The sequence below is a fragment of the Paenibacillus aquistagni genome (assembly GCF_900177815.1).
GTDB classification, from domain to species: Bacteria; Bacillota; Bacilli; order Paenibacillales; family Paenibacillaceae; genus Paenibacillus_B; species Paenibacillus_B aquistagni.
Genome location: NZ_FXAZ01000004.1, coordinates 174,747 through 189,244, shown reverse-complemented (window position 1 = coordinate 189,244; position 14,498 = coordinate 174,747). Strand labels below are relative to the sequence as shown.

The following is a 14,498-nucleotide window of genomic DNA, read 5'->3' as shown; positions in this document are numbered from 1 at the left end:
TCTTAAGATTCAATTTTATGGTGAAACATCCTTTTCCCCCTGCTGCTCTAACGATGCCAAATAGGAATCAAATGCTGTTCGATGCAGCTGAAGAAGCCTTATGATTTCCTTCCATAACTCGTTCTCATCCTCCGGAAGCTGTACAAGCGACATGCCAATAATTCGCTCAATCGGCTCGCGCTCTATCGTAATATCTCGCATTTGGTCCTGCTCTGCCTCTTGGAGACGAAATGTCACCCATCCAGCATTATCGACCATTGACAAGAAAAGCATTGCATTGCTAAGCGCCGTATGGGGTGCAGCAGCCCTCCCCCAATAGGTCTGATAATCCTGCTCCGATTCAGGAGAAGGCTGATGAAGTCCAATATTCATGATAAGGCCATACGGCTCCTCGCTGGTCTTTAGCTCTATGCCTTGGCCATAAGCCGTCCCCAGCCCAAAGCCCATAATTTGGCTGACTGCCCCAGCATCGCCAATATAAGAGTGCTTATAGGAAGACAAGCTTGGCTGCTGCAGCTCCTGCTTCCGAACAGGCTCCAGGCTGCATCCAAATAAAATAAAGACAAGCAGCAGAAGCAAAATGCCTGTTTTCCTCGCTTGTGTATGTGTCATTTCAGTTCCTCCTTCGTTGAATGTATAACATTATTCATTTATTTTAGCTTGTTATTCTATAGAATGTTTTTCAATGTAACGTGATGAAAAAATGAAGATTTCATGATGATTGACTGTTGGATAGGCTTTAATCCTACATCATCGGTTTGGGAAACGTGAACTTTTCATTCAAATTCAGGAAAATTTTTTTCCATTTTTTTAACTTTACATTTGTCAAATATGTAAGCTTACCTTATACTCAAGTTATACCAAACCTTATGGGAGAGAAATCCGGATGTCCAAAAGAATAACCCAACAGCATATTGCCGATGCCTTGCAGTTGTCTCGAAACACCGTATCAAAGGCGCTGAACAATGAAGAAGGTCTTAAGGAAGAGACCCGTGTTCGCATTGTGAAGCAAGCGATTCAGATGGGATATACCAAATTCCCGCCAGGACTTCTTGAGTCCATATCGAAGCTCAGCGAGCATCGAGAACCGACTCCTGATCCAAACAAAAGCAGGCTTATTGCCTTATTGTCTCATTCTGATTATATGGGCAACTATTACTGGTCTCAATTTTTAAGCGGATTAAATTCCTCGCTGAAAGAAGCTGGATACACCGTTGCAATGGCCATTGTCGATTTGGATGAAGAAAATGAGCTGCGTCTGCCTCCACTCTTCTCCATGCAGCGCCCAGCCGGCATGATTACTATCGGCTCCTTTCTTCAAAGCTACTATGAGCATCTTGAGCAGACCGGTATACCCGCACTATTTGTAGACACATTCGCAACCTTCAATATGAACGAACTGAAGACGGATATTCTCACCATGAACAACAGCGACAGCGTGTACCAAATGACTAAGTCCATTCTTGCAAACGGATACACCTCAATTGGCTTTGTAGGTGATATCGGATCTTGTCTCAGCTATTGGGAGCGCTGGATGGGCTTTAACCGTGCAATGGAGGAAGCGAAGCTTCCAATGAATGAAGTCTTGAATATTACGAACACTTTACCGAGACACTATTACTACAAAGAGCAGCTTCGAGATGCACTTCGTGAGAATCAAGAGCGCCCTCAGGTCTATATATGTGCCAACGATGCTGTCGCCATCGAACTCGTTCACCTCTTAAGAGAGGAAGGAAAACGAGTCCCTGAGGATATTCTCGTCACAGGCTTCGACAATAGCGGCGAGTTGTCATTGCTGCAGCCTTCCATGCCAACCGTGGATGTGCCAAAGCGTGAAATGGGCCTGCGCGCGGCCGAATTATTGAAATGGCGGATCGATCATCCGGATCGTCCCAAAGAATTTGTCCGGGTAGCGACACGTGTAATTGGATTAAATAACCTAATGTAATATCATTTAATCTACAATTGCACAAATTTTACGAAATAAATGCACACTATGTTATTGACATAGCGTGCATTTTATTTTACATTTAGACTATAAAAGAAAACGCATTCACGAATGCACTTTGGAATGCATCTCAAAGTTAGCGTTCTCATCAATGACAATACTATAAACAAAGTGAGGTACTTGTTCATGAGCAAACTTAACATTGTTGGACCAAGCCTTCCGAATATTCCATGGGAAGAGCGCCCAGAAGGTCACCGCGACGTATTATGGCGTTATACGCAAAACCCTGTTATTCCTCGCGACCTGCTTCCGAACTCCAACAGTATTTTCAACAGTGCTGTTGTGCCGTTTGAAGGCGGATTTGCTGGCGTATTCCGCTGCGATGATCGCAATCGTTATATGAGACTTCACACTGGTTTCAGTAAAGACGGCTTGAATTGGGAAATCAACGAAGAGCCCCTCAAATTCGAGTGCGATGATCCTGAGATCGGTAACTTTATCGAAGGTTACGACCCACGCGTATGCTGGATCGAAGACCGTTATTATGTAACATGGTGTAACATTTACCACGGCCCAACAATCGGTGTGGCTTATACGTATGACTTCAAGACTTACCATCAATTAGAAAATGCATTCTTGCCATACAACCGTAACGGCGTTATGTTCCCGCGCAAGATTAATGGCAACTATGCAATGCTTAGCCGTCCATCCGACACAGGACATACTCCATTCGGAGATATCTTCTACAGCGAAAGCCCAGATATGGAATATTGGGGACGTCATCGCCATGTAATGGGTACACTTGGCGGATGGCAAAGCAAGAAAGTCGGCGCTGGCCCGATTCCGATCGAGACAAGCGAAGGCTGGCTGATGATCTATCACGGCGTATTGAACTCCTGCAACGGCTATGTATATGCATTCGGCGCTGCTCTTCTTGATTTGGAACAGCCTTGGAAAGTATTGTACCGCAGTGAGCCATACTTGCTTCAACCTTCCACGTACTATGAGTGCGTAGGCGACGTTCCTAACGTAGCGTTCCCTTGTGCGTCTCTTGTGGATGCTGATACAGGCCGCATCGCGATCTACTATGGTGCAGCTGACACGGTAACAGCTGTTGCATTCGGCTATGTTGATGAAATTGTGGAATTTGTCAAAAACAACTCCCGCGTTAAGTAAAAAAAATGCGTGTTTATGAATTGGATTATCTGCGACAAACGCAGTATAATGTAATTGTGAATTACAAAGATGCATTGAACCCATGAATCATGCTTTCTTTGTAACCCCCCCATGCCCCTTATGTCCATTGCCCGTGGATATAAGGGGCTTTAATTATTTCTCTGGTGGATTCCCTGCCTGCTGCCCCAATATGATACCGTTAAACCTCTTGTCCCTCCGGACAAAAAAGCCGCTTCCTCCACAGCCAAGCTGTTTCAAAAAGCGACTTTTATCTATTATGCAAATGTAAACTTATTTTTTAAATATTCCAAATGGCTTTCCGATTGGCAGGAAAGAACGCCCAAAGTGCGCATTCAGCACAGATGCAGCCGAACCATAGAAGCTGACCAGTGCGATGCCGAACTCAGATACGGCAGCAACCTTATGCATCACATGCGATGCAATGCCAAAGGAATCCATGCTTAAGCCTAGGAACAAAAAGTCGATCAGGACAAAAATAATAAACAATACTTTATTGGCCTCCATTGCGCCAATCGTCATGAACAAGGTAAAGATCAGGTAGCCGACAAAGGCAACGCCAAGCTGATGTGGATCTGCTCCTTGCGCCATCGATTCACCGAAGAGTCCATGCTGAATCATCCAGGACGTGCCGACTGCAAACCAGAAGAAAGCATAGCCCCCGAAGGCTGTGGTACCGAAGGTATTGCCCTTCTTTGCATCGTGAATGCAAGCAAACAGTTGGGCAAAGGCTCCAAGGAAGATCGCCCAAGGAATAATAAATGAGGTTCCGTCTGTCCATCCAAGCTTCTGCGTGGACGCCACAAGCGTCACCATGGCAAGACCGAACAATCCGATCGCACTTGGATCAGCTGTCGCGATTTTTACCTGCCGTTGTTCCGTATTCATGTTGTTTTATGCTCCCCTTTAGATGTGATCTCTTTCTTTGATGCACAGTTCTTGTTTGTAAGATGGTAATAAGATACAATTTCTATAGCCCACTCTACAAACACACAACGAGCCTTATTCTATCATGATTCAACGCTTAGAAGCAGCTAGAGAAATCATGTAATTTATGGAAGTGTGTTCAGCTAAAAAAAGCTCTTCTCAGCGATCCATCCCTCAGCATGGCTCACCTTGAAAAGAGCTCTTTTCAAATGAATGAAATCATGTTAATTAGCAGCCGGAATCTTAATTAGAGCGTTTACTCCAGACCCGATACGGTGCCATCCTCATGAAGCTGAATGCGAAGAGCCGCTGGCTCCTTCGGCAAGCCAGGCATCGTCATTATCGTTCCGGTCTCCACCACCACGAAGCCTGCGCCGGCAGAGATTCTTACATCTGAGATGTCCATCACGAAATCAACAGGCGCACCTAATAGCTTGGGGTTGTCTGAGAACGAATACGGTGTCTTCGCCATGCAGACAGGCAGTTCGTGCCCGAATTGCTCTTCGATTCGAGATAGTGCACGCGACGCTTTTGGAGTAAAGCGAATATCCGCACCACGATAGATCTCGCGGACCACGATTTTAATTTTGTCCCGAAGTGGAGTATTATCAGGATAGAGCAAGCGGAATTCCTCCTCCACACGGGAGCATTCAGCCGCTTGAGCCACTGCCTCTGCAAGCGCACGAGCGCCCTCTCCACCTTTTGCCCAGGCCTCAGACAACGCAACCTCACATGACAAGCCACGGCAGAAGGATATCACTTCATGAAGCTCTTCCTCTGTGTCAGTCGCAAAGCGGTTCACGGCAACAACAATAGGAAGACCATACTTGTGCAAATTCTCAATGTGACGTCTCAGATTCGCAAGCCCCTCTTGCAGGGCATCCAGATTCGGTGCCGTAAGCTCGTCCTTCTTGATCCCGCCGTTGTATTTAAGCGCCTTAACCGTCGCTACCAATACTACAACAGACGGCATAAGACCCGTTTGACGGCATTTGATATCAAGAAATTTCTCAGCGCCAAGATCTGCACCGAAGCCCGCTTCTGTGACCACATAATCAGCAAGCTTCAGTCCATACCGCGTTGCACGCACGCTGGAGCAGCCGTGCGCAATGTTGGCGAACGGGCCTCCATGAATGAGCACAGGGTCCCCTTCAATTGTCTGTACAAGATTCGGCTTTACCGCATGACGAAGCAGCACGCTCATCGCTTCTGTAGCGCCAATCTGGTCTACCGTTATCGGCTCGCCTGTCATGCTATAAGCAAGTATCATTCGCCCAAGCCGCTTCTTCAGATCTTGCAGATTCTCAGCCAAACATAATACCGCCATCACTTCTGACGCGGTTGTAATCATATATCCGTCCTCGCGCACGACGCCATTGCCCTCGCCAAGTCCAATCACGGTGCGGCGCAAAGGACGATCATTCATATCCACCACACGCTTCCATACGATACGATTTACATCAATATGAAGCGCATTTCCCTGCATCAAATGATTGTCGAGCATTGCTGCGGCTAGATTATGCGCAGAAGTTACAGCGTGAATATCTCCTGTAAAATGAAGGTTGATATCATCAGAAGGGACAATCTGCGCAGCACCGCTGCCTGTGGCCCCGCCCTTCATGCCCATGCAAGGGCCAAGCGAAGGCTCGCGCAGTGCAGCAACAGCCTTGTGGCCAATACGATTCAAGCCCTGTGTCAGCCCGATTGTCGTCAATGTCTTCCCTTCTCCTGCTGGGGTGGGATTCATGGCGGTCACCAGAATCAGCTTGCCGTTGTCTCTTGCTTCAATATCATCCCATAAGCTTTCGCTGAGCTTAGCTGCATATTTTCCATAAGGCTCAAGATCATTAATATCGATCCCAAGATGGGACGCAATAGTCGTGATGGGTTGCATCGTTGTTCTCACCTGCTGTTCTATATTTTTGTTTTTATTATACTATGAATCCATTATCTCGTCATAACCTTCACCAACAAGGTCTATATCCTACTATTTTTAAATATTAACTGGGATAATGTTCGGATTTGGATATTTTCTCTTGTACGGACTGAATCTTTTGCAGCGATGAGGACGGCTTGTCTCTGCGGTCATCGATCTTGATGCTGGTCGATACACGCGCTGCCCCATACTGAAATGGCGTCTCATGCAGAACACGAATGACCTCAAACAATCGATCCAGGGAACCTTCCACGATAGTGCTCATCGAGGTAAGCTCATATTGGATGCCTTCCTGCTTCGAGAGCACCTCCTGCAGCTGCGCCACATAGGCGCTCAAACTGGTTGTAGCCGTGCCGATTGGTATGATTGTAATTTCTGCAATAGCCATGAGCAACTCATCCTTCCTTTACGTCGTTTACTATATAAAGAGTTACGTTGACACTAAAGTTATAGTACTATATAGTTCTAATTATATCATGTAACATTTCCCAACAAACTCCAGAATCTTTCATTTCCTTCATGTCATGACGATGTTACATTTCCGCGATTCTCTCAGTGCATTCACGATCAATCCCTACTATTATTCCCTAACTAATATAAATCAAAAAGGAGTATCTGTATGCAAACGGTGTTCATTACAGGAGGCACAGGAGTTCTTGGCACTGCAATCATGAAGCGCTTACTTGCCCAGCCTGTCCGCATCCTCGCATTGACAAGATCCGCTTCCCGCCTTCAGCATACGCGATTGCGCATTAGTGAATACAACCCTGAGCTGCAGGAGCTCTGTCAAGAACGCATACACGGCCTCCTTGGTGACCTTACAAAGCCTCACCTCGGGCTTAGTGAAGAGGATCGCACCCAACTCCTTGCCGCAGATGTCATCATCCATGCTGGCGGCTCCATGAATCTGGCCTTCAATGAGCAAGAAGCCAATCGCCTCTTTGTTGAAGGCACTCGTTATCTGCTAGCCGTCACGAAGGAGATAAAGCAGCAGGGCTCTCTTAAACATATGATCCATATCTCAGGATACCAATCACCTTATACGGAAATGGAACCGTGGGATCAAACGCTTGCGCTGCAGGCCAAGCTGCCTTATGATCACGCCAAATTACTCGCCGAACGGGAGATGAGACTCGCATGCCGAGCCCTTCAGCTCCCGTTGTCCGTCGTGCAGCCCGGTGTCTTAATTGGCGACACCGGGACAGGGTCCACCGAACAGCTGAACGGCTTCGGGCTGTTCGTGGACGCGGTTCGCCGGAGCCTGCTGCGTGTCATCCCAGGCTCCGGCGATGGCTGGCTGCCGCTCGTTGCGGTAGATACCGCGGCAGCCTATATCGGGGCGCTCGCCATGCTTCAGGCGCCGCGCTCCGACACTTACCCGCTGCTTGACAGTGATCGCGTCAAGCAGCGGGGGCCTCAGCTCGCGAAGCGCATTGCGCGCGAGCTGTACTCGTCGGCACGTGTTATTCCCGTGCCGAAGTCGTGGGTCAAGCGGCTCCATCGGACGCCGCTTGACCGGCTTGCCGCTGTTCCATGCGAAGCGGAACAGCTCTATATTGACAGGGATGTGGATATCACATCCACCCTGCGCCTGCAGGCTGAGCATAGCTTGCCGGACCTCGATACCACGCCAATCCTGTCCGCTGTAATCGCGGATCTCGATTACCGGGTTGTCCATAACGAGACGAGCAGCTTGAATCCGATATCACCGCCTGAGGTAGGCAGCTTAAGCAGACCAATTGGCATGCAGCCTTTGTTGATTCAGCCTACAACCTCCAAGCCATCGATCATAACCAGCGGGTATAAACGGCAGGACATGCCCATTACGAGAGGCCGTCGAGGCAATCTGGCGACGTGGGAGATTGATGGCAGCAAGGATATGCCGATTCTCGTCTTCTTGCACGGTGCAATCAGCAGCGGAGATTTATTTCTTCCGCTCGCTTCCCACCTGCTTGGCATACCGATGTGGTTCATTGACCTCCCAGGCTTCGGTCGATCGCCTGTTCATCGTCATCCGTCCTACATTGATGGAACCATTATCGAGGTCATGCAAGCGGTCAAGGATTCGCCGCGCCCTGTTGTACTAGCGGGTCATTCCTTCGGCGGAACTGTCGCTTATCGCATCATGGAGCAGTATCCGGAGCTCATTCATCATCTGCTGCTAATCCATCCTGTGCTGCAGGTTCAAGATCGATTGCTGGGACTGGAATTCTTCAATGAGATGGCGCTTCGAACGTATTCGCCCAATCAGCTTGCACGAATGCTTGTGAATCAATATTGCTACAATAGTGTAGATGAAGTCCCTCATCATCTCACCACCTTTATTGTGCGGGAGCTGCGTTCTCCTCGGATACGAAGAGCTTCGGCCAAGAGCATGGCGATGCTGTCAACGCCTTCAACCTTCAAAAAGAAGAAGGCCTGCAAGCAAAATTATGATTACAGCAACCGCATATCTGTCTTGTGGGGATTTCAGGATATGATGTTCAAGCTGCCCGAGGATATTCTTCCTCACCATATATCCCGCATGCCTTATGGCCATCTCTTGCCTGTATCCCATCCTGAGGAGACGGCTGAATGGATCAAGGCGCGGTTTACGCTATATTGCTAAGATTGCCGTCTGAATCAAGATAAAACCACTCGGATGAAGAACCTCTCGATATTTAGGAAGAAGCTGTGCAGCAGAGCCTTTTATCCCTGTGCAGCTTCTTTTTTCGCGGCCTGATCCTCCTTCGCACACTGCCTCGTTAGCAGCCGAACATCGGTATATTCACCTCGTTCTTAAGCCCTTGAATGCACCAACCCACACGGAAGATAGTCCCAAGAACCGATTGACAGTTTATGACATAGTGCGTACATTCATTATATGAGAAACAACAGATTATCCAATCGAGACGTGGTGTTGGATACAGCTACCGATTTGTTCTTATCGTCAGGCTACCATAACACGAGCATCGATGATATTGTCGCCGTGAGCAAAGTGTCAAAGACAAACATTTACTATCATTTTAAGAGCAAGGAGGATATTCTGCTTCATGTGATGAAGCAAATGATTGACCAATACGAGAAGAAGTGCTCCACCGTATTGGCATGGCATCACGTACCGGTCATGGCGAGAATCGAATTTGTGCTTCGCACCATCATCCATACGCCCTGCCAATATGACTGTCAAGTAGGCTGCCCATTTGTAACACTTTACGCTCAGTCTCCTCCGAATAACAATACCATCCTAGAGTTGATCAAAAACTTCTTTACTCGAATGCAATCCACCCTTGAATTGCTTCTGCTAGAGGGCATTCGCAAGCAGGAACTGCCTGCAAAGATGCCCATTCCCGAGACGGCTGCACTGATCATTACCATGTGTGAAGGCGGATTGTTTATGAGCAAAATTCATCAGGACCCCTCTTATTTTGATCGTTTATTTTACTCATTGGATTGGTTGGTGTGCCAAAGTAAAAGCGCTTCTTTTTTCTGTATATAAAAGTAGTTGGGATTAAGCGCTTACATTCCTCTTTAAATATCAGCAGGAGCCCTCTCCCCTTCATGCAAGGGCTCTTGCGCTGATCCTCACTATTCTTCTCCGTTTATCTCCCTGCTTCAGAGCCATAACACTCCATTGCTTTATGCTCTATGCTTTTAGCTTTTTGATTTTTAGCTTTTTGCTCCTCAGACTGCTTTAATCCTTCACTTGCGTAATGAAGGCCATTATTAGGTAGGCCCCGGACCCTGCCTGTCATCATTCGGTCGATCCCTGATGGGATCAATGATAATGGCGTCCCCTTGACCGTACGCTGCTGCAAATTTGTGCCCGCAGCGGCTGCAAAAAAGCGCCTCTTGCGGGACATAAGATCCACACCGGCACTGCTTATCTCCCTTCAATCGATGCATTTCCTGCTCAAGCTCCTCAATCTCTTCTTCCATGTGGGCAATTTCACGGCACAGTTTCACCATCTGATCCTGATGATCATCTACAGACTCCGCCTTTTGCTTGCCCATGCCAGAACTTTGGTATACTGTCTCCCCAAGCTTTGCAAAGTGCTGCTGCAAATCCTTCTTTTTCACCTGAATCTGCGTATACAGCTTCGTAATTTCTACCGTGTGCTGAGCTTTGCCTTTTACTTGGTGAAGTCCTGATTTCATCTTGTCAAAAAAACTCATCGCACAGCCTCCCTTCGTTATTAGTATACGACACTCCCTCCATTCTCTTTCCCTTCATTTCCAGAATCAGCGTTCTTTCTTTTCGTTTTAGAATATCTTCTACAGGGTAAGGGTAATGCTGCCATATCCATGTTCTACATTTATGGACGCTATCATTATCAGGAATATGACAAACTAGATTAAAATAATTATTGATTAGTAATCGTTATCGTGTTATCGTATGAGCAGACAAATAATAATTATTATCAATATTATAAAATAATAATTATAAATTAGGAGGCTGTTTATGACGACGAATCACAATCATCTTACGACGAATCAAGGTGCGCCAGTAGCCGACAATCAATCTTCCAAGACCGCTGGACAACGAGGACCTGTACTTCTTGAGGATGTTCATCTGATAGAGAAGCTCGCCCATTTCGATCGTGAGCGAATCCCTGAGCGTGTCGTGCACGCTCGTGGAGCAGGTGCATTCGGCGTGTTCAAGCCTTATCAAAGCATGGCCCCTTATACGAAGGCTGCCTTCTTACAAGATCCGAACAAAGAAACGAAAGTCTTCGTTCGTTTCTCTACTGTTATTCACGGCAGCACATCTCCTGAGACCTTGCGCGACCCGCGCGGCTTTGCAGTGAAGTTCTACACAGAGGAAGGCAATTACGACATTGTCGGCAACAACCTGCCTGTGTTCTTCATTCGGGATGCGGTGAAGTTTCCGGATATGGTGCATGCGCTAAAACCTGCGCCAAGAACAAACATCCAGACGCCTGATCATTATTGGGACTTTATGTCGTTGTCCCCAGAGTCCACGCATATGCTGACATGGCTGTTCTCTGATCATGGCATTCCAGCTAATTACCGTGAGACAGACGGCTTTAGCGTGCATGCCTTCAAGTGGGTGAATCAGGAAGGAAAGGTCACCTACGTCAAATACACATGGAAGTCGCTCCAGGGTGTTCGCAATCTGACAGCCGAAGAAGCAGAAGCCATTCAGGCAAAAGACTTCAACCATGCAACCCGTGATTTGCATGAGGCAATAGAAGCAGGCAGCTTCCCGGAATGGGAGCTCTGCGTGCAGTTTATGGACGTGGACGGCGATGCCTTATCCTTCGATCCGCTTGATGCAACGAAGGTATGGCCTGAAGAACAATTCCCGCTTGTGAAAGTAGGGCGCATGACGCTCAATCAGAATCCGGGCAACTACTTTGCTGAGGTTGAGCAGTCTGCCTTCTCGCCAAGCGCGCTTGTGCCAGGCATTGAGCCATCAGAGGATAAGCTGCTGCAAGGACGCTTGTTCTCCTATCCGGATACGCAGCGTCATCGCTTAGGTCCCAACTATTTGCAAATTCCGGTGAACTGCCCATTCGCCAAGGTTCACAATCATCAACGAGATGGCTTCATGAATGTTAGTCAGGATTACTCTCCCGTGAACTATGAGCCGAACAGTCGGGAAGCTGACAAGAAGGAAGCTCCCCAGTACGCGGAGAGTGAATCCCCGCTCATAGGCGCTGCGATGAGACGCAAGATTGAGAAGACGGATGACTTCAGTCAAGCTGGAGATCGTTATAGAGGCTTATCATCAGGCGAGCAGGATCGGTTGGTCCTGAACTTGACCCAAGACTTGTCAGCCACACGCAGTGAGGTACAGCTTCGGGCAATCTGCAACTTCTTCCGGGCCGATGTCGAGCTCGGCCGCCGGTTGGCAGCAGGTCTTGGCGTTGACATCAGCAGCTATCTGCAGCAGCAATCCTAAGCTGCTAAGCGCTCGTGATGATAGCAGCGAATCACACCCTAATCAACACTCCCCTGATAGGTGTGTAATTCGGCTCCATGAATCTTCCATTTAATAGGGTAGACCGTTCCCGCAATCATCAGATAAGCAGCCCTTGTTCCTTTTTACAGCAACAAGGGCTTTGCTTATTGTTTTCCTGATGCTGTCCATTACAAGCCATAAAAAAGGACCGCTCCAAAGCTGCTTTCACAGCTGCATGAGCGGCCAAAGGTGTAAGGGTATATAACATATCCCCTGTTAATCAACTCGCTTCCGCTCGTCCTCAAGATGTCAACTGGCACTAGCCTGCCTCTCTCGACTGAGCATGAGGCTCTGTGAACAAATTCAGCCTCATCCAGGATCTCTGCTGCCAGCGCCGCAGCATGATGAGAGAACGAACCCACTCATCTACGGCAAAGGCGATCCAGATGCCCGTAAGCCCCATGCCGCACACAATTCCAAGCACATAAGCGAGCGGCACGCTAATGCCCCACATCGATACGAGACCTGTAATCACAGGGAACTTCACATCCCCAGCAGCATTAAGGCAGCTTATCAGCACCATATTGCTCGCGCGCGCCGGCTCCAGAAGCACAGACAGCAGCATAAGCAGCTTGCCCAGCCGAATAATTTCCGGATCGCTTGTAAACAGGCCTAAGAGCGGGTCGGCCAGCAGACAAAGCAGCAGGCTGATCCCCAAGGATACGAGCACGGCAAGCTTCAAATACTGCACACCCGATCGATGAGCCTCTCCTTTGCTCTCTTGTCCAATCAAATGACCGACAATAATCTGCGTCCCTTGGCCGATTGCCATCGAGAAGATAAACACAAACGCCGTAACGTTTTGCGTGTAGATCTTCGTCGTCAGTGCAGCTGCGCCCAGCATGGTAACCAGATAAGTGATGACCACCTGTGACAGATTATACGAGACATGCTCGCCTGCTGAAGGAATGCCGAGCTTGAAGATCAAGCGAAGATCCTTCTTTTTCATCCGCAGCGGATTCACGAGCCGAACAGGCTGCTCCAATCTTCGCTTGCATATCGCCAGATAAGCAGCAACCGCTATCCCTCTGCTGACCCAAGTCGAGATCGCAACCCCTTCCACGCCGAGCATCGGCAAGCCGAACGGCTCCATCAGCACCATGTAGTTTCCGATGACATGAATGACATTGACTTCAAACGATATCAGCATCATTTCCTTTACCATCCCTCTGCAGCGCAGCATCGTGCCTAGCGCCATATTGATGGCAATCATAAACACAGCGCTTCCGACGATAGACAAGTAAATGCTTCCCTCTGCCAACAACTCGCTAGGCAGCTTGAACAAGAGCAGCGCCTTATCCGCAAATACAAACAAGCCCACACTGAATAGAATGCCAATCAAGAGATTCAGTGTGAGCGCCGTACGGCTTATGCGATCTACATCCTTGAGTTGTCCTGCTCCAAGCCATTGATTCAAGACTACGCCCATCCCCACCGTAACAAAGCCGAACATCAATCCGACTACAGTCAAGATCTGGTTGGCCACGCCAACGGCTGCAACCGCCCCGTCAGAGACGCGGCTGAGCATGAGCGTGTCCGCTGTGCCAAGCAGCATCCCAAATAGCGACTCCAAGAAGATCGGCCACGACAAAGTCAGAATGCCGAAGCGAGCGCCTGCTTTATTGCTCATCGGACATAACGCTCCCATCAGCAAGGCGAATCCAGGTCGAAAAGGCTCTCTCGCCTTCTTGCATGCGAATCACACGGGCGCCTCGCTTCAGATTGCCATAGCCGCCATAGCCTGATACGCGGCCATACGCCAGCCTTATCCCATGCCAGCGGGCCACATAATCATTGTCATGGTCATGCCCGGCAAAGGTTCCCATCACATCTTTGCATTCCAACATGGCGGTGAACAGGCCGCTGTTCAGTTCTGGGCAGCATACAAGCTCATTCTTGGTGCCCTTGGCTTGCCCCCGCTCCCAGGCATCTCGATATTCCGGTATTGGAATATGGAAGAATGCAAGGCTTGGCAGTGCATATCCCGCCTTCATTTGATAAGCGGCTGATTGCTTGCGGTACCATTCAATTTGATCGTGGTGTATCCACTCATAGCCTCCGATCTCAGGCGGAGCCAGCTCCCCGGAATCAAACAAATACAATAACGATGCAGGCTCTTCTCCTTTAGAATCAAGAACCGGGAGAACATCATTGCCCACTCCATGAATCGGCTCAGGGCCTGCCTTGGAGACCAGCATGCGGCAGTCGCTCAAGCAGTTGAACAGCTCATCGCGCGAGGCAATGCTTTCCGCATCATGATTGCCAAATATGATGGCAAATGGAATGTTCAGCGCTTCTGGAATCGAGACGATCCGCTGCAAGGTGCCGATCGGCTCCTTCACCTCTGAGCCATACAGCATGTCGCCGGAATAGACCACAAGATCCGGCTCTTCTAATTCGATCACCCGCTTCGTCAGCGCAAGCGTGCGTTCATCCTTCTCCTCTACACCTCCGCCTACATGCAGATCGGTGAACTGCACGATTGTAAAGCTGCCGTTTGCTCGATATCGCAATGATTCTCTCATCTC

At 48.6% G+C, this 14,498-nt stretch carries 12 protein-coding genes; 5 read left to right on the top strand and 7 right to left on the bottom strand.

From position 1 onward, the window contains the following. Nucleotides 1-15: 15 nt before the first annotated feature. Nucleotides 16-612: a DUF4825 domain-containing protein gene (locus B9Y93_RS14865; RefSeq protein WP_085495440.1), complete on the bottom strand. Its 597-nt coding sequence runs from the start codon at nucleotides 610-612 to the stop codon at nucleotides 16-18. 274 nt (nucleotides 613-886) lie between these two features. On the opposite strand from B9Y93_RS14865, the gene B9Y93_RS14860 reads away from it, so the two are divergent. Both B9Y93_RS14860 and B9Y93_RS14855 read left to right on the top strand, forming a co-directional pair. Further along, the gene (locus B9Y93_RS14860) at nucleotides 887-1,948 is read left to right on the top strand and encodes a LacI family DNA-binding transcriptional regulator (RefSeq protein WP_085495439.1); all 1,062 of its coding nucleotides are present in this window, start codon (nucleotides 887-889) and stop codon (nucleotides 1,946-1,948) included. A gap of 186 nt (nucleotides 1,949-2,134) precedes the next feature. Next, nucleotides 2,135-3,124, top strand: a complete 990-nt coding sequence (locus B9Y93_RS14855) for a glycoside hydrolase family 130 protein (protein WP_085495437.1) — start codon at nucleotides 2,135-2,137, stop codon at nucleotides 3,122-3,124. Between the two features lie 291 nt (nucleotides 3,125-3,415). Here the strand turns inward: B9Y93_RS14855 and B9Y93_RS14850 are convergent, their stop codons facing one another. The 3 genes from B9Y93_RS14850 to B9Y93_RS14840 form a co-directional block, all read right to left on the bottom strand. After that, nucleotides 3,416-4,030 carry an acetate uptake transporter gene (locus tag B9Y93_RS14850; protein WP_085495435.1) on the bottom strand — a complete coding sequence of 205 codons (615 nt, stop codon included), beginning with the start codon at nucleotides 4,028-4,030 and terminating at the stop codon, nucleotides 3,416-3,418. 295 nt (nucleotides 4,031-4,325) lie between these two features. Further along, nucleotides 4,326-5,987, bottom strand: coding sequence for a formate--tetrahydrofolate ligase (locus B9Y93_RS14845; protein ID WP_280522896.1), 1,662 nt, complete (start codon nucleotides 5,985-5,987; stop codon nucleotides 4,326-4,328). Between the two features lie 82 nt (nucleotides 5,988-6,069). After that, nucleotides 6,070-6,393 carry an MTH1187 family thiamine-binding protein gene (locus B9Y93_RS14840; RefSeq protein WP_085495431.1) on the bottom strand — a complete coding sequence of 108 codons (324 nt, stop codon included), beginning with the start codon at nucleotides 6,391-6,393 and terminating at the stop codon, nucleotides 6,070-6,072. 231 nt (nucleotides 6,394-6,624) lie between these two features. Between B9Y93_RS14840 and B9Y93_RS14835 the strand changes: the two genes are divergently transcribed. Together B9Y93_RS14835 and B9Y93_RS14830 are read left to right on the top strand one after the other, a co-directional pair. Then, a complete protein-coding gene (locus B9Y93_RS14835; protein ID WP_085495429.1) occupies nucleotides 6,625-8,613 on the top strand; it encodes an alpha/beta fold hydrolase in 1,989 nt (662 codons plus the stop codon). A 291-nt stretch (nucleotides 8,614-8,904) separates the two neighbouring features. After that, nucleotides 8,905-9,483, top strand: coding sequence for a TetR/AcrR family transcriptional regulator (locus tag B9Y93_RS14830; protein ID WP_170936652.1), 579 nt, complete (start codon nucleotides 8,905-8,907; stop codon nucleotides 9,481-9,483). A gap of 227 nt (nucleotides 9,484-9,710) precedes the next feature. On the opposite strand, the gene B9Y93_RS14825 is transcribed toward B9Y93_RS14830, so the two are convergent. After that, the gene (locus B9Y93_RS14825) at nucleotides 9,711-10,160 is read right to left on the bottom strand and encodes a hypothetical protein (RefSeq protein ID WP_085495425.1); all 450 of its coding nucleotides are present in this window, start codon (nucleotides 10,158-10,160) and stop codon (nucleotides 9,711-9,713) included. Between the two features lie 286 nt (nucleotides 10,161-10,446). Here B9Y93_RS14825 and B9Y93_RS14820 point away from each other — a divergent pair, with 286 nt between their 5' ends. Beyond that, nucleotides 10,447-11,910 carry a catalase gene (locus B9Y93_RS14820; protein WP_085495423.1) on the top strand — a complete coding sequence of 488 codons (1,464 nt, stop codon included), beginning with the start codon at nucleotides 10,447-10,449 and terminating at the stop codon, nucleotides 11,908-11,910. Nucleotides 11,911-12,229: 319 nt separating this feature from the next. Here the strand turns inward: B9Y93_RS14820 and B9Y93_RS14815 are convergent, their stop codons facing one another. Continuing rightward, the gene (locus B9Y93_RS14815) at nucleotides 12,230-13,600 is read right to left on the bottom strand and encodes an MATE family efflux transporter (protein WP_085495421.1); all 1,371 of its coding nucleotides are present in this window, start codon (nucleotides 13,598-13,600) and stop codon (nucleotides 12,230-12,232) included. Next, a complete protein-coding gene (locus B9Y93_RS14810; RefSeq protein WP_085495419.1) occupies nucleotides 13,590-14,495 on the bottom strand; it encodes a metallophosphoesterase family protein in 906 nt (301 codons plus the stop codon). The genes B9Y93_RS14815 and B9Y93_RS14810 overlap by 11 nt, the downstream gene beginning before the upstream one ends. Nucleotides 14,496-14,498: the final 3 nt, after the last annotated feature.